Genomic DNA, 19,294 nt, shown 5'->3' with positions numbered 1-19,294 from the left:
TTAAGACGATGACTCGGCCTCCGGTGACACCACCTGAGGCCGTTTTTTTAATCGCCAGGTCAGCAATAACGCCACCGCCACCAGCCCTGCCGCCGCCAGATAGATAACCGGCACGCCCGCCCACGTCATGACCAGCCCGGCCAGCGGCCCCGTAACTCCCAGTGATAAATCCATAAACACCGTATACGTCGCCAGCGCAGCGCCCTGATTTTGCTGCGGGACGGCTTTTACCGCCACCACGCCCAGCGCCGGGAACACCAGCGAGAACCCTGCACCGGCCAGCAGGACGCCGCTTTTCGCCATCCACGGCATTGAAGCCATCCCGACCAGCAGCAGCCCAATAATCTCGACGCTAAAGCAGATCATCGCCACATTTAGTCCACCTAAACGGTTGATACCATTTGGGAACAACAAGCGGGTCCCCACAAACGTGCAGCTAAAAAGCGTCAGCGCGAAAGCGGCTCCGTCCCAGCCTTTGGCATCATAAAACAGGGTAATGAAAGTGGCGATCACGCCAAATCCGGCTGAGGCCAGGGCCAGCGCCATGCCGTACAACCAGACACGCCCAAGCACCGCGCGAAACGGTAACGGTTTGCCTTTGCTGGCCTTCACCGCCGGACGAGGGAGCGCCAGCAGTATTGCCAACAGCGCCACGCCCATCACGGTCAGCGCCAATCCCTGTAAGCCACCCCAGGCATAAAACAGAACGCCCAGCGGAGCGCCTATCGCCATCGCGCCATAGGTCACGATGCCGTTCCACGAAATCACCCGTCCGATGTGCATTGAACCAACGACCCCAACCCCCCACAGCGTAGAGCCAGTCCCGGCAAAGCTTTGCCCGATCCCTAGAATCACGCGCCCCAGACATAACAGCAGCAGGCTGGCCAGCGGCCAGCCATTCGTGAAGCCCGCCAGGAAGTAGCCCAGACCACTTAAAAAACAGCCACACAGTCCGAATACCACAATCTTCTTTGGCCCCAGCAGGTCGGCATAGCGACCTGCATGTGGACGGCTCAGCAGCGTAGCGAAATATTGCAGGCTGATGACCAGCCCTGCCCAAAAAGCGCTAAATCCCATCACATCATGGACATAGCCTGGCAATACAGCGAGCGGCAGACCAATGGTCAGGTAGCTGGCGAAGTTAAACATCACCACAGAGACAATACGCAGATTAAGGCGTAAACCGCTAAGCGTCGGTTCAGCGACGGGTTCGGGCATGGAGGATCACCACGTTTTCACAACAGTGTTTCATTTCTACCATGTTGCCGGGCAGAAATCAGTAGTCAGTTTAGGAATATCAGTCGCAAGCCAGCCGCTACACTTAATGCAAAAACGCAAACAGGAAGACGACATGACAACCGCCCAGCCCGATAAAACGGGTTTGCACATTCTGCTCAAACTGGCCGCTCTGGTGGTGATCCTCGCGGGTATTCATGCCGCGGCGGATATCATCGTACAGCTTCTGCTGGCCCTTTTTTTTGCCATTGTATTGAATCCGCTGGTCACCTGGTTTATTCGCCGGGGTGTACGTCGGCCAGTCGCGATAACGTTAGTCGTGGTGGTGATGCTGATCGTTCTTACGGCGTTAATCGGCGTTCTGGCATCGTCCATCACTGAATTCATGGCCATGCTGCCAAAATACAACAAGGAGCTGACGCGCAAGGTTCTGTATCTGCAAGAGATGGTGCCTTTTCTGAATCTGCATATGTCCCCGGAGCGCATGCTGCAACGTATGGACTCCGACAAGCTGATGACCTTCACAACCACGCTGATGACAAGTCTTTCCGGTGCCATGGCCAGCGTCGTTCTGCTGGTGATGACGGTGGTCTTTATGTTGTTTGAGGTGCGTCATGTCCCCTATAAGCTGCGCTTTGCGCTGAACAACCCACAAATCCATATTGCGGGGCTGCATCGGGCACTGAAAGGTGTTTCTCACTATCTGGCGCTGAAAACGTTGCTCAGCTTATGGACCGGAGCCATCGTCTGGCTGGGGCTGGCGCTAATGGGTATTCAGTTTGCTCTGATGTGGGGTGTGCTGGCATTCCTGCTAAACTACGTGCCCAACATTGGCTCGGTCATTTCCGCCGTTCCACCCATGATCCAGGCACTGCTGTTCAACGGCGTTTACGAATGTGTGCTGGTTGGGGCGCTGTTTCTGGTGGTGCATATGGTAATTGGCAACATCCTCGAGCCCCGCATGATGGGGCACCGGCTGGGATTATCGACGCTAATCGTCTTTCTCTCTCTGTTGGTGTGGGGATGGCTGCTTGGTCCGGTAGGTATGCTGCTCTCCGTGCCGTTAACCAGCGTGTGTAAAATCTGGATGGAAACCACCACAGGCGGTAGCAAACTGGCAATTTTGCTGGGACCCGGCAGGCCCAAAACCCGATTACCTGGATAAACTTGCAAACAGCATGTATAGAATGGTAAACAACCCCATTATTACTAAAGGTTAGCCCTGATATGTACCGGATCGTTCTTGGGAAAGTTTCTGTTTTAAGCGCTGGCACACTGCCTGCCGCCTTGCGTGAGCAGGCCCCGCAAGGCGCTCATCGTGCGCGCTGGCTGGCAGGTCGCGTGCTGCTTTCCCATACTCTTTCGCCATTACCGGACATCGTCTACAGCGAGCAAGGAAAACCGGCCTTTTCCGCTGACACACCGCTGTGGTTCAATCTCAGCCACAGCGGTGATGATATTGCCCTGCTGCTCAGCGACGAAGGGGAAGTCGGCTGTGATATTGAAGTCGTTCGCCCGCGCGATAACTGGCAGACGCTGGCAAATACGGTGTTCAGTCTCAGGGAACATGCCGAAGTTGAGGCCGAACGCCCGGAGCAACAGCTGGCGGCGTTCTGGCGCATCTGGACGCGTAAAGAAGCTATCGTGAAACAGCGTGGCGGCAGCGCCTGGCAAATTGTCAGCGTCGACAGCACCGCGCTAACCTCCTCACTCTCAGTCAGCCAGTGCCAGCTCGATACCCTGAGCCTGGCGGTGTGTACCCCCACGCCGTTTACCCTGACCGCCGACGCCGTGCAGCGTCTGGAAGACTTAGCGTAAATTTTCCGGGAAATTTTCCGGCAATTCATTGGCCGCACAGGCAATAACGCTGTCATTATTCGCCCCACAGTCACGCACGAAGGTGATGGTCGCAAACTCGTCAATCACCTCAGTTGGATATGCCGGACCCGCATCGCGATATGACATCATCAGCGGAATATGGTCATTCTGGAAACAGACCGTTTTTTGCGGATTGTTAATCACCCAGCGTGGGAAAAAGATGGTGCCGTGAAAGAGTTTGTCGCCCAGATTTACGATCAGGCTGACGTCGGTCCCGGTCGGTTCGGTCCATGAAATTTTATAAACACTCTCGCCAACCCGCACAATGTACGCCCGCTGATCCTTCACCCAACGATTCCCCACAATGCCGCTGTGAATACGGTAATCCAGAGTGGTGTCGTTTTTCACGTAGATCTCGTAATTCCAGCCATTATCGTAGGTATAGACCAGATGTTTGCCGACAAAGCCACTCAAATCATGTTTATCAAAAGTGCTCATATTCGTTCTCCTCTTACTTGATGCGAGGATCTTAACGCTTCAAAAATTGGATGAATAACGCTATGTTTACATCATATTCATTCAATTTTTAGATGAGTTATGCACAAGACAACGCTGGAGCAATGGGCCTTACTGGAGAAAGTCGTGGAGCTGGGCAGCTTTGCTAAAGCTGCGGAAGAGACCAACCGTAGCCAGTCTTCGGTGAGCTACAATCTGGCGCTACTGCAGGAGCGGCTTGGCGTGACGCTGCTGACGCCGGAAGGTCGCAGGGCGGTATTAACCCCTGCGGGAGAGCTACTGTTGGGCCAGGTCAAACCGTTACTGAAGGCCTTTTTATGGGTGGAAACCCGGGCAGCAACGTTGCAAAACGGCACGCGAACGCGGCTGGATTTCATGGTAGATAGCATCTTCCCACGCAAACGCCTGTTCGCGATCCTCAAGCAGTTTCAGCAGGCGTGGCCGCAGACGCAGGTACGTTTGACCGAAGTGCTGGAGAATGCTGACGATCGACTGGCGGCGCATGCCGATGCGGACGTGATGGTCCTGACCCGACGCCAGGATATCACCGGACGCGGCGAATGGCTGATGAATATTGACTTCGTGGCCGTTGCCCACCGCGATCACCCGCTCTGCATGCTGGATGCGCCGCTGGATGAAGACGCGTTACGCGCGTGGCCGCTGATTCGCATTGCCGATCGCGACAACCCGCAGCAAGCGGTGCGCGATGCCTGGACCTTCTCGACCATTGATGCCGCGATTGAGGCGGTGATGTATCAGGTCGGTTACGGCTGGTTGCCTGAGGAGCGAATTCAGCAGCAGCTTGAGCAGGGGTTATTACGACCGCTGCCGTTAAGCCATGGCGCTCGCCGTGCCACCCCGCTGCATCTGATCGTCAAAGACACGCTCGCGCCGCTGGATGAACAGGTAAGAACCCTGCTGCGTTTATTGCGAGAGCATTAACCTTTTCCCCGGATGCCGGACGTGTGTTACAAAATACGCTATTCCCCTTACTCCCTGTGCGCCCACGCGCCACATGAAAGGTTAATTGCAGATGCAACGAGTCACCATTACCCTCGATGACGATTTACTGGAAACGCTCGACAGCCTGAGCCAGCGCCGTGGCTATAACAACCGTTCCGAAGCGATCCGCGATATTCTGCGCGGCGCACTGGCGCAGGAAACCACCCAGGAGCACGGCACTCAGGGATTCGCAGTGCTCTCGTATGTTTATGAGCATGAGAAGCGTGACCTGGCGAGCCGTATTGTTTCCACCCAACATCACCACCACGATTTATCAGTCGCCACGCTGCACGTGCACATCAACCATGACGACTGTCTGGAAATCGCTGTGCTAAAAGGTGACATGGGCGATGTGCAGCATTTTGCCGATGACGTGATTTCCCAGCGCGGCGTGCGCCACGGTCATCTGCAGTGCCTGCCGAAAGAAGAGTAATTGCTTGTTTTGTTGCCCGGCCTACATTCATTCCCGTTTGTAGGCCAGGTAAGGCGCAGCCGCCTTCCGGCAATAATATTTACGCCATCGTGCCAATCGTCTTTCTGAAACGCAGCAGCGCTATCACGAAGAACGTACTGCCAATCGCCAGCAGCGTCAGGAACTGCGGCCAGACAATATTAAATCCTGCGCCGCGGTAAAGAATCGCCTGCGCAAGGCTAACAAAATGGGTAGTCGGCATCGTCAGCATAATATCCTGCACCGCCTGCGGCATGCTTTCACGCGGTGTAGAGCCGCCGGAGAGCATCTGTAACGGCAGCAGTACCAGAATCATCAGCAGCCCCAGTTGTGGCATGGAGCGCGCCAGCGTGCCCATAAAAATGCCGATTGACGTGGTGGCGAACAGGCTCAGCGCCACTCCCAGCATAAACAGCGGTATCGAGCCTTCAATCGGTACGCCAAGCACACCTTTTACCATCAGCATCAACGACAGACCGGAAACCACCAGCACCACCAGCCCCATCGACCAGATTTTTGCCATCATGATTTCAAATGGCGTCACCGGCATCACCAGCAGGTGCTCAATGGTCCCATGTTCACGCTCGCGAATCAGCGCCGACCCGGTAAGCACAATCGCCAGCATGGTGATGTTGTTGATAATCGCCATCACCGCGCCAAAGCGGGCGGGTTCCAGATTAGGGTTAAAGCGCATACGCATTTCCAGCGCCACTGGCAGCTCGCTGTTATCGCGGTAACGCGACACAAAGCTGTTCACCTCGCCACTGATGATATTCTGGATATAGCTGTTGCCGGTAAAGGCCTGGCTCATTCGCGTGGCATCGACGTTAACCTGAATATCCGGCTGCCGCCCAGCCAGTACATCGCGCTGAAAATCAGGCGGAATGTTCACAGCGAAGGTATAGCGCCCGGCATCCAGCCCGGCATCCATCTCATCGGCGGTAATCATCTCCGGTGGTAAAAACCACGGACGATAAAAACTGTTCACAATGCGATTCGACAACTGCGACTGGTCCATATCGGCAATGGCAATCGGCGCCAGGTGCAGCGACCCTGGCAGAACGGTCGCAGAAGAGTAAACCGAGACCGTGAAGGCGAAGACGATCAGCGTCAGCATCGCTTTGTCACCCAGCAGGCTGCGTAACTCTTTGATGCCGAGGTTATAAATATTCCGTAATCGGCGCATCACCCCTCCTGTTTTTTCAGCAGCAATACGCTCAGACCAATGACCACTGGAATGGCTACCGCCAGCGGAATAAACAGCGGCCAGAGATCGGTCAGATCCAGCGCTTTAGAGAACGTCCCGCGCGCGATGGTCAGAAAATGGCTGGTCGGGTAAATTTCGCCAATCCACCGTCCCGGCCCTTCCAGCGAGGCGACCGGGTCGATCATCCCGGAAAACTGCGTCGCCGGGATCAGCGTAATAATCGCCGTACCAAAAATGGCGGCGATCTGACTTTTCATAAACGTGGAGATTAACAATCCCAGCCCGGTGGCAATGGTGACGTACAGCAGCGCGGCCAGCGTCAGGGTCACAAAACTCCCCTTATGCGGGACGCCGAATACAAACACCGACAGCGCGCACAGCAGCAGGAAGTTCAGCATGCCCAGCACGATGTAAGGCAACTGTTTGCCGAGTAAAAACTCGCTGCGGGTAGTGGGCGTCACGTACAGGTTGATAATCGACCCCAGCTCTTTCTCACGCACCACGCTCAGAGCGCTGAGCATGGAGGGGATCATCATCAATAGCAGCGGGATCACCGCCGGAACAATCGCTGGCAGGCTTTTCACATCCGGGTTGTAACGATAGCGAGTTTCAATGGTCATCAATCCGTTTTGCCCGCTGGTATTTGGCTGACGCGCCATCACATCCTGCAGCCAGGTCTGGTGCATCGCCTGCACGTAGCCTCTGACCGTTTCCGCACGGCTCGGCATTGCGCCATCGACCCAGACGCCAATCTTCACCGGCGTTCCACGCGCGATATCGCGGCCAAAATTTGGCGGGATCTCTATGGCTACCGCGACTTCGCCCGAGCGCATCCGTTTGTCCAGCTCGTCATAACTGGTGAGCGGCGGCTGCTCGATAAAATAGCGCGATCCCGCCAGATTCAGCGTCCACGCCTGGCTGCTGACTGTCTGGTCACGATCGAGCACCGAAAAACGCAGGTTTTCCACATCCATGCTGATGCCGTAGCCCATGATCAGCATCAGGATCACCGTGCCCATCAGCGCCAGCGTTGAACGTACCGGGTCACGTCGCAGCTCCAGCGCTTCGCGGCGGCTGTAGCTGAACAAGCGCCGCAGGCTAAATCCCTGGCGCGGCGGCTGACTGTTTTCATGCACTGCCGGGACATTGGCTGGCGGTAACTGAGCCTCCGGCGCCGGACCTGCCGCTTCCTGTAACCAGGAGATAAACGCCTCTTCCAGACTGGCGGCACCACGCTGTTTCACCAGCTCCTGCGGCGTACCGCTGGCCAGGACTTTTCCGGCGTGCATCAGCGACATGCGGTCGCAGCGCTCCGCTTCGTTCATAAAATGGGTGGAGATAAAAATGGTCACTTTATCCTGACGCGACAGATCGACCATCAGTTGCCAGAACATGTCTCTCGCCACCGGATCGACCCCGGAGGTTGGTTCATCGAGAATGAGCATCTCCGGGCGATGGATCACCGCCACCGCCAGCGACAGGCGTTGACGGATCCCCAACGGCAGCGCGCCAGGCAACGCGTCTTCGACATCGGTCAGCGAAAAGCGCTCACTCATTTCTTGTACCCGCCCCGGGATTTCTGCTTCGGGGATATGGAACAACCGCGCGTGTAGCTCGAGGTTTTGCCGTACGGTCAGCTCGCTGTAGAGCGAAAACGCCTGCGACATATAGCCTACCCGGCGACGGGTATCGATATTCTTCGGGTCAACCGCTTGCCCAAACAGCCACGCCTCACCTTCACTTGCGGGTAGCAGCCCGGTGAGCATTTTCATGGTGGTGGATTTACCGCAGCCGTTGGAGCCGAGAAAACCGAAGATTTCCCCGCGCGGAATACGAAAGTTAACGTGGTCAACGGCCACGAACTTGCCGAAGCGCATGGTCAGATCTTTCGCCTCGATGGCAATCTCTTCCTGCTCAGCGTGATACGGCGGGATCACCACTGGCTTATGCGCCTGGCGCTGGGCTTCGGGTAACAGCGCGATAAACGCCTGCTCCAGCGTGTCGGAGTTGGTTTTTTCGCGTAGCTGCTGCGCGCCCCCGGTGGCCAGCACCTCCCCAGCGTTCATCGCCACCAGCCAGTCAAAGCGCTCAGCTTCTTCCATGTAGGCGGTCGCAACCAGCACGCTCATGTTGGTCTGCCGTTGGCGAATGCTGTTAATCAGATCCCAGAACTGGGCGCGGGACAGCGGGTCGACCCCGGTGGTAGGTTCATCGAGAATTAACAGTTCTGGGTCATGGATCAACGCGCAGCACAGCCCCAGCTTTTGCTTCATCCCACCCGAGAGTTTCCCGGCCGGACGATCGCGAAACGGCGCCAGTCCGGTGCTGTTCAGCAGCTCGGTAATCCGCGCTTCGCGCTCCGCTTTGTCATGGCCAAACAGCCGGGCAAAGAAATCGACGTTCTCATACACCGACAGCGTGTGGTACAGGTTTTTCCCCAACCCCTGCGGCATCCAGGCAATGCGCGGGCAGACATCCCGGCGATGTTTCGGGTCGCGCATATCGCCGCCCAGCACCATCACGTTACCGTGTTCAATGACTCGCGCGCCGGAGATGAGCGACAGCAGGCTTGATTTTCCGACGCCATCCGGGCCAATCAGCCCCACCATACAGCGGGCGGGGATATCCAGCGTGATATTGTTCAGCGCTACCGTTTTCCCGTAATGCTGACTCACGCCGTCAAGGTGCGCCACGGGAGGAACGGGAACCAGCGCCAGATGCGTCATTGCGGCAACCTCACCATCAGGTCGTCAGGCCAGGCTCGATTTTCATCGACACGCACCCACGCCATGCCCGGCAGACCGGTTTTCACGTACTCGAGATGCTGCTGCAATAGCTCTGGCGGGATACGCGCTTTAACGCGGAACATCAGCTTCAGCCGCTCATCGCTGGTTTCGACCGTTTTCGGTGTGAACTGCGCAACGCTTGCCACAAAGCTGATGGTCGCCGGAACACGCAGATCCGGTGCGGCATCCAGCACCAGGCGCGCTTCGCCGCCAATCTTCAGTAAGCCAGCCTGTTCGGTAGGCAAGAAGAACGTCATGTAGACATCGCTGAGATCGACCATATTCAGGACGCGCCCGCCCGCAGAAAGCACCTCACCCGGCTCAGCAACGCGGTACTGCACGCGACCATCGCGCGGGGCTTTCAGCTCACTGTCATCAATATCAGCCGCAATACGACGTTCGGTGGCCTGCGCGGCTTCTACGCGGGTTTGCGCCTGAATGATGCTGGTGCGAGCGGCTTCAATTGCGGCTTTTGCCGCTGAGACCTGCGCCTTTGCGGATTCCAGCGCCGCACGTGCGCTTTCTGCCGCGGCCCGATCGTCATCCAGTTGTTGCTCAGACACGGCCCCACGCTGGGATAGCGAACGGGAACGCACGTGGCGTTTAGAAACCGACTGCAGCTCCGCCTCGCGCTGTTTTACTACCGACTGCGCGGCGCGCATTTCACTTTGCCGCTGTTCCAGCAGCGCTCGCGCCGCCGCCACCGCGCTTTCGGCCTCTTTGATTTGCGCGATCGCTTCCAGCCGCTGCTCCTGCAGCACGCGAGTATCCATTTTCGCCAACACCTCGCCCTGACGAACGAACTGCCCTTCCGACACAAGGATCGTGTCAATTCGCCCGGCAATCTTGGTAGCAATATCCACTTCGGTGGCTTCAATTCTACCGTTGCTGGCTGCGAACCCCTCCGGTATTCCGGCAGGACGGAGCATCCACCATGCTATCGCAGCCACCACGACCAGGATGCCCGCCCCCCACCACATCACATGACGCTTAAACTTATCCATATTCGACCCGCCGTAATCCCTGTTATCAAACGATGCGTGTCACAAAGCCCACTGAATAGCTATTCAGCGGGAGATTCCATCCGGGATGAGAAGGAATAAGAAACCATGGCCAGAGAGCGGACAGGCGTTAAGGCAACCTGCGCCGCGCAGGAAGTGAATGACGAAAATGCTGTGAAATCGGGTAGTAATGTTGTCATCATCAGCGTTCCTGGCCGGAAATGAAACACGCATACTCATAACTGCTATCTATTGAATACTAACACCTGGATTCAATATGTCTATTCGGTTGTAGTTGATATGTGATTGCCAGAAATTGTGCCCAGCAATCCATTCACCGGACACCTATTGTGCTTAAAAGGCCTGCTGGTAAAGCCACAACGCATCGCCTTCAGTAAGCGTCACGGGATTGTTATCCAGCAAACGAGTCTGCTGCATAGCATCGTGGGCCAACAACGTCAGGCCCGTTTCAGGAACATCTACGTCACGCAGTCTGTTTGGCGCGCCGGTTGCCGCAATAATATTCACTATCGCGGCAATAAACGACTGGGCATCGTTTTCAACGTTGCCGGTCACCTGCGCCCCGATGACGGCAGCCAGTTCGCCATAAAGTGGAGCCGCTGCTGACGCGTTAAACTGCAGCACCGGAACCAACATCAGTGCATTCGACAATCCATGTGGAATATGGTGCCGGGCGCCCAGGGGATAAGCCAACGCATGCACTGCTGCCACCGGGGAATTGGCGAAAGCCTGGCCTGCCAGCATCGCGCCCAGCAGAACATTTTCTCGCGCTTCACGGTTGTTCCCGTCACGACATGCGGCCACCAGATGGCAACTGATTAAACGTAACGCCTCTCGTGCTAATGCATCCGAGAGCGGGTTCTTTTTATGTTTGCTGGTATAGGCTTCTATCGCATGCACCATCGCATCTATCCCGGCAGCAGCGGTGTGTACCGTCGGTAACCCCAGCGTCAGTTGCGCATCCAGTAGCACCAAATCGCCATACAGCTGCGGGGAGACAATGCCCATTTTGCTGTCATCATTAGTCGTTAAAATGGAAATATTGGTAACTTCAGACCCCGTACCTGCCGTGGTGGGAATATTTACCAGCGGCAAGCGTTGACCGATAACCTTGCCAATCCCGTAAAGTTCCTGCAGGTCTTGTTCTGAGTTGATTAATACGGCCACCAACTTCGCGACATCCAGCGAGGAGCCACCGCCCAGGCCAATAACCATGTCGCAGTTGCCGTCACGCGCTACCTGTAGGGCTTCGCGAACGAGGCGTTCATGCGGATCGGGTTGCACCCGATCATAAACCGTCACCTTAAACCCTGCGTCTTGCAGGCTATGGAGTATGGGCGGTAAAACCCCTGCTTTGACCAGTCCGGAGTCGGTTACCAGCAATACGCGACGCGCGCTAAACCGCGGCGAAAGGATCTCTCCTAATCGCGCCGCTCCCGCCCATTCGACGATGATTTCCGCTACCGTCGTAAACGTAAAATCTTTCATAACATGGTTCATTGATGTATTCCTTGTGGTAAGAAAGACAGCTTTTACCTATGTGGTTCATCGGGAGGAATGTGAAAGCTTTTCACCTCTTTACGCTCCAGCAGCGGGGTGATTATCCCAACGCCAATGCGTTGAAAATGTTCCGTTTGTCGGTGAAGTTCAAGACCTTCCGCACAACGATAAGTCTCAACAATCACAAAACGATTGCCGTCTTCCGTGGAACGGAAAAACTCATAGGTGATATTTTCAGGTTCTTTACGTGTCGCCTCCGCCAGCATTCTAAGCGCATCGTTGACCTTGTCGCCCATCGCCGGTTGGGCAAAATAATGCGCAACAACAAACAACTGCGTGTTTTCCATTTTTGGCTCCCGGTGGTTTAACGTAGAAGAGTCACATCCCATAACGCACTGTCGCTGCTTGAGACGGCTATCGCGCCGTGCAACAGGGCCGTCTGAGCATGTTCCTCATTGCAGACAAACCCGGACGCAACAATCGGTGGCAACACATTACGATCGGCCTGCGAGAGCAACGGCAGCATCTGCGCGGGCATCAGTTGCACATAATCAGGTTCGCTTTGCTCCACCGCTTTCAGGCTGCGTAGCCAGGTGGAACGGTCGGTGACGAAGATTTTCTGCATGGTGACCAGCCCGCATTTTTTCGCACGCTGTACAGTTTGCAAACGTGTGGAGAGCAACCCCATCGCCCCTGTTTCAGCCACATAATCGATGCCGCCTTTATCCTGAGACAGTCCGTTACAGCTGTCGATATTCACGATGACGTACTTTCCCGCCTTCGACAGCAGTTCGATCACCGGCTGGAGCTTGATCAGATCGATATTGGCAATAATGCAGACTTCAGCTTTGCTGGACAGCGCGGTTTTCAGTTGCTCAATGCCGTAAATCGCCATGATGATGGGATGGCGTGCCAGAAGCACGCCAAGGTTTTTTATCATGATTGACCTGCCTGATGTGATTGGAGCTCCGCGCTTAAACCCAGTTTTCCCGGGTTAAGGATATTCTGCGGATCCAGCGCTTTTTTAATATCCGCCAGAACCGAAAGCGATTCACCTAAAGAAGCCTGCATATAGGGGGAACGAAGCAGACCGACGCCATGGTGATGGCTAAGGGAGGTATTGTGTTTAATCAGCACCGCATTTGCCGCGTCCCATGCCGCACGATACCACGCCCCACGTTGCTCAACAGCCACATCGCCACGCAGCGAGAAGTAAAGGCATGCGCCGTCGACATAGGCGTGGGACTGGTGCGCTGAACCGGCCAGCGTCCCCGGCACGGCGTTAATCGCAGCCACTACGTCATCATATACCGCGCTGAGATCGCGCCAGCGCCCCACCATTTCCAGCGTGTCCGCCACCAGACCGGGGCTTTTCTTAAAGCCTTCGGCGCTTTTCCCCGTCAGATACCGGGTATCCAGCCAGCGCTCAAAAATCGCCTCACCGTCAAGTTCCTTTCCACTACGCTGACAAACACGCTTACTGATAGCCAGCACCGCGTCTACCATCTCTGGCTCTCCCTCGTCCGCAATCAGCAGGGCATTGGTCTCTGGCAAACCAAACTGTACCCCGCTTTCCAGGTTATCGTACAAACGAAGTGCCGCCGGATTGGCACCATGTTGTAAGATTTCGCGACATGCCTCCAGCCCACTGGCAAAACTGGAAAAACCCCAGGCGATGGCACGGCCATAATCTGGCAGGCGATGAAGCTTCAAACGCACGCGCACAATCACGCCCAGCGTGCCTTCCGAACCAATAAACATTTGCTGTAAATCCGGCCCGATAGCACTGCGTGCATAACCGCCAACGGTGATTAAGCGCCCATCTGCAAGCACCACATCCATTCCAAAAACCATATCTTCAATTTTGCCGTAGCGGGTAGAAAGCTGTCCCGCACCACGACAGGCTACCCAACCGCCCACGGTACTGATACCAAACGATGACGGCCAGTGGCCCATAGTCATACCGTGCTCTTTTTGGATGATTTGTTCGAAAACATCGCCAAACATGCCGGCTTCTACCTCAACAATCTGGCTTTGTGGATCAAAGTCAATGAATTTGTTGAGTTCGCAAACGTCGAGCACGATCCCGCCACGTAGCGGCAATGCGGCTCCGGTAACGTTACTGCGCCCGGCAGAAACCGTGACTGGAATAGCGGATTCACTGGCAAGACGCATCACGTCCTGAATTTGTTCTACGGTGGAAACTCGCACAATCACCCCTTTTGAGGTGGCGGGTACGCCCTGGGTTTCCGCAATCATCGAACCGGCCCACCAGTCGCGGGTCCAGGTAATCACATCGGACTCCGACATCAGCACTTCATCGGCAATGACCCGCAGCCGGTCAAACGTCGCTTCGCTTATCGCAACGGGATCAACCTGCATTCCTTTCGCGCCACCGCTGCTGGTGATATCCGTTGCCCATGCGGGGCGAGTATGTGCGCCAACAGTATAATTTCCACGGTTGTAACCACGTTTAATCGCTTCTTTACTGATCATTCGGATGTCCCCATAAGCATTGATTTTTCATGTTTAATTGCGACCTGATAGCTGGCGACCTGTTTAGCCACGTGGTCAGGATGTAATTGGAGTTCTTGTTGTAGAATCTCCCCAACGCGTTCAGCGGCAGCGGCTGAGGCGTCGCGTGCCATCAGCCGTGCACGAATTCGGCGCGACAGCACATCGTCAACGGTGCTGGCGAGCTCATGGCGCACGGCATACACTACTTCCGCTTCGGTATAGGGAAGCCCTGCGACAATAGGTTTCATCAGCGAAGGTGCGGTCTGAATAATGTCACTGACAAAATGGGCTTCGGTGCCATAGCGTTCGCCCAGATGCGCAGATAGACCACCAGAGGCCAGAATGGCCTGCGGGTCATAGCCAGCTGCGCCCAGCAAATATGCAGTTTTCGTTGAGCAGGCCTTTTTACGGCCCAGTATTTTGCTGGCTGCGTCGATGGTTTCTTCCGCCATATGACGTGATGTCGTTAGCTTACCGCCGACGATGGTTATCAGCCCGTCCGCTGAAACCCGAATCTCATGGTTACGCTTCATCTCAACGGTCTTTCCACCCGCCATCCCCACCAGAGGACGGCAACCGGCGATACTTCCCACTACATCTTCCGGGCGCAGATCCGTTTTCAGCGCCGAGTTTGCCCCTTCCAGCAGAAAGTCCAGCTCAGAGCGATTACAGTGAACATCATTCAGATCGCCCTGATAGTCTTCATCCGTAGTGCCCAGATAGGAAACGTTGCCCCAGCGCGTAATGGTCGCGCGCCGACTGCGTCCGGCAACCGGGATGGTCACCGTGCAATCATTGCGAATTTTCATCCATGGGATCGCGACGTGAACCCCCTTCGCCGGACGAATATTCAGTGGGGACGCTTCCCCTTTTTTCAGTCCATTCCAGTCACGCAGCCAGACGCCCGTCGCCATAATGACAACCCGCGCTTTGACCCGAATTTCTCGGGTATCGGCATACACAATGGCCCCATTGACTTTGCCGTGCAGGTCACGTGTGATTTCAATGACTTCGGCATGGTTCGTCACCGTCGCCCCATGAAACGCTGCCGTGCGCACCAGGGCCAGCGTCAATCTGGCATCATCAACGCGGGCATCGAAATACATAAAACCGCCGGAGAGTTGCTCTTCTTTCAGCGTTGGGCAGTGCGACAGTACTTCCGCTGGAGTCAATTTTTGGTGAAGGATTCCTTCCCGCCATCCACCTGCGAGATCGTAGGTCCAGAGCAGACTTTCAAATGCCGAAGACATGCGCTTATCGAACACGCCATTCTTATCGAGAACAGGAAATAAAAAGGGAAGCCGCTGCACCAGATGACGAGCATTCCGGCGCATGCGCTGGCGCTCTAGCAAAGAGTGGCGCACCAGCCCCAGGTTCCCCTGCTCGATATAACGCAGACCGCCGTGCACCATTTTTGATGACTTGGATGATGTCCCCGAGGCGAAATCACTTTTCTCAATCAGCGCGACCCGATAGCCACGCAGGCTGGCATCCAGCGCCGCATAAGCACCCGTCACGCCGCCGCCTACAATCAGAATGTCGTAGGTTTCGCTTTCCAGTCGGTCCAGTTGCTCAGGTCGCTGCAGACGCAGCGGCTCTGCGCCGTACATTTCACTGCGTGTTTTGTTGGGCTTTCGCGAAGGGAAAAACTTCATGAGTGGGTATGCTCCTGATTGGCTGAAGTGAGGCTGCTGGCGGTATCCATTTCGAGCGCAATACGCATCTCCCAGCGGTTTATTTTTTGTTCGCGAAGGACATGATTGATTTTGGGTTCAAACAGACGCGCTGTTTTCAGCGTGGCGCAGGCCTCGGGCAACGAGTTCCACAGCAGCCCATCGGCTCCTGCCAGAAACGCCGCACCGCGTAAGCTAGCCCGTGCTGTTTCTGTCATCCGCCGAACGGGGATCCCGCTAATATCAGCCTGAATTTGCAATAACGTATCGCTATTGGACAACCCGCCCCCGACCATCAGTTCTTGTGTGGGAATACCGGTTGCCGCTTCATTCGCGCGAATACAGGCTGCGACTGAATGCGCAATACCTTCCAGAATGGCGTAAGCCACCTGCGGGCGCGTGGTCGAGATTGAAATACCGTTAAGGGAAGCGCGGGCCTGTGGTTGCAAATGAGGTACACGCAGTCCCGTCAATGCAGGAATAAAACTCACGCCGCCAGAATCAGTGGCCTGCGCGGCCAGTTCGCTAATTTGTTCGGGTGAGTCAAACCAGCGCAGCTTTTCGCACACCCAGTTCAGGGCCGAACCAGTAGTCGGAACGAATGTTTCTACAGAGAAGTGTGAACGTCCTTTTTGGCGGCGCGCCGTCATCGTGAGCGTGCTTTCACAGCTCTTTTTCAGTGTCGGCACCGTCGGCCCCATCATTAAATCGACGAAGCTGCCGGTCCCATGCATACAAAAAGCCTGCCCGCGTTCAGTGCAGCCAAGCCCGATAGCCCCCGCAAACTGATCTCCGGCACAGGCCCGGATCGGGACGCTAATACCGAGGATATCTTCACGCGTGGTGCCAAAGTCATCGGCATCATCATGTAATTCAGGCAGCAATGACGTCGGGAAATTCAAAGTCTGCAGCCAAGGCAGGTGATACTGATGTTCGTTGAGGCAATACGCCCCGGCAGAGGTGGCATTAGTGGGGGTTGTGACACATTTTTTTTCTTGCGCCAGATGCCAGAGCAACCAGCTGTCAACGGTGCCAAACACCAGCGTTCCAGCCCGGTACGCTTTGTTCACTGCCGGTGTATTGGCGATATGGTATGACGCCCAAAGGTAAGGAGAGCGTATCCCAACCGGCCGACCAATAAGCGGTAGCAGCTTTTCATCCCATTCAGGGGCAAGTTGCGCCAGTTCATCCGTAAAACGTGCATCCTGCCAAACCATCGCTGGTACCAGCGCCTTGCCAGTGCCTACATCCCAGAGCACCGCCGTTGAACGTTGCGTAGCAATTGCCAGCGCCACAATGCGCATCTTGCTACGCTGCGCGTTGGCAATCGCTGTGCGACATACCGCAATGGTGGCTTGTAATATTTCATCAGCATCTTGTTCGACGACGCCATGACGCTGGCTGCTGACCTGAAGCGGCTGGTATTCAAGGCAGTAGACTTGGCTATTTCGCGCCACCACTGCTGCGCGCGTACCGGATGTCCCTTCGTCTATCGCCAGAATGACATCTTCATACTCAATCATTTAGTGCTCCTGTTTGACTCCGGGGCCATCGACTCTGGATAAGGCGAATGTGATGGTGCGAACTGAGGGGCGCCAGGCTCGTTATCCGGCTGGATGGTAGTGCGAGTGGGATCCCACGGGATCGCAAAACAGACGATGCTCGCAAATAGCGGAACGGCGGACATGATCAGAAAAGTCGTTTGCAGGCCGTACAAATCGCGGAAAACGGGAAAAATAAACAACCCAAGCGCTGCACCGATTGCGCCAAGCGCCCCCACCACACCGTTGGCACCCGCCCGCAGTTCACTGCGAAAAGAGAGTGATGAAAGGCTTTTCCCGTTTGCGCCAGGCCCGCCAGAGTGGCAAAGAATAAACAGCGCGGGGACCAGCAAAGAGGCCCACAGCGGCATACTGTCGCTGAACAATCCCAACGTGAGCAGTACGAGAAAAGCCACGGCGAAACCGATCGCCGACGAACGGCGCAGGCCCAGGCTGCGACCTATTACGGGCGACAGGAAGCCCCCTACGATACCAAAAATGTTAAAAAATAATGAACAAATGGTTGCATATACAAAGTTTTTACCGAACATCGCGGCGCTAATAACCGGCAAATACCAGCCGACACCAAAATATTGTATTGACTGGCAAATCTGAACCGTAGAAGCCAGAATCGTGCGCGGTAAATAAACGCCACGAAATATTAAAAGTACATTTTTCACACCTTTTTCCGCTTGCCCAATGACAGGTTTTTGCTCTGCTTTTGGTGCCAGAATAAAATCATCACCGTATACACCGTATATTTTATTCATAGCAGCCACGGCTTCAGGAAGACGTGACTTTCTCGCCAGCCATACCGGACTTTCAACTAAATAACGAAACTGGAAAAAGAGGACAATCAGTCCGCATAACGCCGTCACAGCAATAGAATAACGCCAGATAGCATCCCCAACATCCCAGGAATAAAACATCAACGCCAATACCAGATTTAAACAAACTGCGACATACCAGACCCCTTGCCAGGTGTTTAAACGGCTTTTTAGTTTCACTGGGGTGAACTCCGCCAGCATCGCCATGGCCACGGCAAAATCCATCCCGTAAGAAACGCCAACAAAGAAGCGACCTATGATAATGGTGCTGAAACTGGAGGACGACATCACCAGCAACGCACCAATCACCGCCATTATTTTGGCAATAATCAGCGGCGGAACTCGACCCCAGCGATCGGCGATCCAGCCGCCAATGGGGTTAAATAATATGGCAACCCACGATGAAAATGAGGTCAGCAACGCAACTTCGGTCGCGCTCAAATTTAAATTACGGGTCATTGGATTTAATCCAGCGCTGAGAGCTGAATTTGAAAAAGCGTCAAGAAATAGGCCACCTAGCGCTAACCACCAAATAACACCGGCTCTGCCATTTATTTTTCTGTGAGAGTCGATGCAATTAATAACATCATCAACGCCACGGATTTTTATCGGATTTGAGAATGAGCATGCGGACATGGCTTTCCCCTTCATAATATTCGGAAGAAGGTCGCCATTAGCTAAAAAAATGCAATAAGAGACCATCTTAATTTCACAGATAGTCTCTTATCTAAAATCTGTATTTTTCCACTCTAGAAGGTAACGGAAAGCGTGTCAAAGCGACTTTTTAGACTGGCTTTAATTTTGTGATATGTAGCACAATTGTTAACAACCCATTACATAGAAAAAGCTTCACGGCGGCATTTGCCGCTCATGCCAGCATGTATCTTTACTGTGGCAGGACGTTCTATCTGCGCGAACGCCAGACGTAGGTTGAACATACGTAGATTTCTCGACCCATCATTAATGCAAAGCCCGCAATTAATAGACGATGAAGGTACGATTAGTTTTACCTCAAATTAGCAGAATACAAATAAAATCATTTAAATTCATTTAATTACGATTAAAACTCTTCTCTTATCATTATTTACCAAGTTAATTTTTCGTTATGTTGATCACATTCACATCAAAATGGTAGTGATCTTAAAATAGGTTTTAAATATTGTGGTCAGGCCGCTAGACCACAATAAGAGGATATATC

Annotated in this window: 16 protein-coding genes; 4 read left to right on the top strand and 12 right to left on the bottom strand. The window is 54.7% G+C overall.

Annotated features, from left to right (window positions below; translation table 11 throughout):
- A complete protein-coding gene (locus BZK42_RS13540) occupies positions 1 to 1,218 on the bottom strand; it encodes an MFS transporter (protein ID WP_080859321.1) in 1,218 nt (405 codons plus the stop codon).
- A 133-nt stretch (positions 1,219 to 1,351) separates the two neighbouring features.
- On the opposite strand from BZK42_RS13540, the gene BZK42_RS13535 reads away from it, so the two are divergent.
- Together BZK42_RS13535 and acpT are read left to right on the top strand one after the other, a co-directional pair.
- Complete coding sequence (locus tag BZK42_RS13535) at positions 1,352 to 2,401, top strand: AI-2E family transporter (protein WP_047358185.1); 1,050 nt, start codon at positions 1,352 to 1,354, stop codon at positions 2,399 to 2,401.
- 62 nt (positions 2,402 to 2,463) lie between these two features.
- Positions 2,464 to 3,054 carry a 4'-phosphopantetheinyl transferase AcpT gene (acpT, locus tag BZK42_RS13530; protein ID WP_080859320.1) on the top strand — a complete coding sequence of 197 codons (591 nt, stop codon included), beginning with the start codon at positions 2,464 to 2,466 and terminating at the stop codon, positions 3,052 to 3,054.
- On the opposite strand, the gene BZK42_RS13525 is transcribed toward acpT, so the two are convergent.
- Positions 3,046 to 3,552, bottom strand: coding sequence for a phenolic acid decarboxylase (locus BZK42_RS13525; protein WP_019078109.1), 507 nt, complete (start codon positions 3,550 to 3,552; stop codon positions 3,046 to 3,048). The two genes, acpT and BZK42_RS13525, sit on opposite strands and share 9 nt — an antisense overlap.
- 99 nt (positions 3,553 to 3,651) lie before the next feature.
- On the opposite strand from BZK42_RS13525, the gene BZK42_RS13520 reads away from it, so the two are divergent.
- Complete coding sequence (locus BZK42_RS13520; protein ID WP_047501400.1) at positions 3,652 to 4,512, top strand: LysR family transcriptional regulator; 861 nt, start codon at positions 3,652 to 3,654, stop codon at positions 4,510 to 4,512.
- Positions 4,513 to 4,603: 91 nt separating this feature from the next.
- Complete coding sequence (gene nikR / locus BZK42_RS13515; RefSeq protein ID WP_005121550.1) at positions 4,604 to 5,005, top strand: nickel-responsive transcriptional regulator NikR; 402 nt, start codon at positions 4,604 to 4,606, stop codon at positions 5,003 to 5,005.
- Positions 5,006 to 5,084: 79 nt separating this feature from the next.
- Here nikR and BZK42_RS13510 read toward each other — a convergent pair whose 3' ends face one another.
- From BZK42_RS13510 to BZK42_RS13465, 10 genes are all read right to left on the bottom strand, one after another.
- Positions 5,085 to 6,209, bottom strand: a complete 1,125-nt coding sequence (locus tag BZK42_RS13510) for an ABC transporter permease (RefSeq protein WP_016157684.1) — start codon at positions 6,207 to 6,209, stop codon at positions 5,085 to 5,087.
- Positions 6,209 to 8,956 (bottom strand): ribosome-associated ATPase/putative transporter RbbA, encoded by a 2,748-nt coding sequence (gene rbbA / locus BZK42_RS13505; RefSeq protein ID WP_080859319.1) that lies wholly within the window; start codon positions 8,954 to 8,956, stop codon positions 6,209 to 6,211. The genes BZK42_RS13510 and rbbA overlap by 1 nt, the downstream gene beginning before the upstream one ends.
- The gene (locus BZK42_RS13500) at positions 8,953 to 10,020 is read right to left on the bottom strand and encodes an HlyD family secretion protein (RefSeq protein WP_049042423.1); all 1,068 of its coding nucleotides are present in this window, start codon (positions 10,018 to 10,020) and stop codon (positions 8,953 to 8,955) included. Before BZK42_RS13500 ends, rbbA begins: the two co-directional genes overlap by 4 nt.
- 351 nt (positions 10,021 to 10,371) lie before the next feature.
- On the bottom strand, positions 10,372 to 11,538 hold the full coding sequence (locus tag BZK42_RS13495; protein WP_080859318.1) for an iron-containing alcohol dehydrogenase: 1,167 nt from the start codon (positions 11,536 to 11,538) through the stop codon (positions 10,372 to 10,374).
- Positions 11,539 to 11,570: 32 nt separating this feature from the next.
- Positions 11,571 to 11,885 carry a putative quinol monooxygenase gene (locus BZK42_RS13490; protein ID WP_080859317.1) on the bottom strand — a complete coding sequence of 105 codons (315 nt, stop codon included), beginning with the start codon at positions 11,883 to 11,885 and terminating at the stop codon, positions 11,571 to 11,573.
- A 17-nt stretch (positions 11,886 to 11,902) separates the two neighbouring features.
- Positions 11,903 to 12,478, bottom strand: a complete 576-nt coding sequence (locus tag BZK42_RS13485) for a glycerol-3-phosphate responsive antiterminator (RefSeq protein WP_080859316.1) — start codon at positions 12,476 to 12,478, stop codon at positions 11,903 to 11,905.
- Entirely contained in the window at positions 12,475 to 14,034 is a 1,560-nt protein-coding gene (locus BZK42_RS13480) for an FAD-binding oxidoreductase (protein ID WP_080859315.1), read from the bottom strand. Before BZK42_RS13480 ends, BZK42_RS13485 begins: the two co-directional genes overlap by 4 nt.
- On the bottom strand, positions 14,031 to 15,710 hold the full coding sequence (locus tag BZK42_RS13475) for a glycerol-3-phosphate dehydrogenase/oxidase (RefSeq protein ID WP_080859314.1): 1,680 nt from the start codon (positions 15,708 to 15,710) through the stop codon (positions 14,031 to 14,033). The genes BZK42_RS13480 and BZK42_RS13475 overlap by 4 nt, the downstream gene beginning before the upstream one ends.
- Positions 15,707 to 17,251, bottom strand: a complete 1,545-nt coding sequence (locus BZK42_RS13470) for an FGGY family carbohydrate kinase (RefSeq protein ID WP_080859313.1) — start codon at positions 17,249 to 17,251, stop codon at positions 15,707 to 15,709. The genes BZK42_RS13475 and BZK42_RS13470 overlap by 4 nt, the downstream gene beginning before the upstream one ends.
- The gene (locus BZK42_RS13465) at positions 17,248 to 18,732 is read right to left on the bottom strand and encodes an MFS transporter (RefSeq protein WP_080859312.1); all 1,485 of its coding nucleotides are present in this window, start codon (positions 18,730 to 18,732) and stop codon (positions 17,248 to 17,250) included. The genes BZK42_RS13470 and BZK42_RS13465 overlap by 4 nt, the downstream gene beginning before the upstream one ends.
- Between the last annotated feature and the right edge of the window lie 562 nt (positions 18,733 to 19,294).

The organism is Citrobacter braakii, from assembly GCF_002075345.1.
GTDB lineage: Bacteria > Pseudomonadota > Gammaproteobacteria > Enterobacterales > Enterobacteriaceae > Citrobacter > Citrobacter braakii.
The sequence above is the reverse complement of the archived record's forward strand: the minus strand, read 5'-3'. Positions and strand labels throughout refer to the sequence as shown.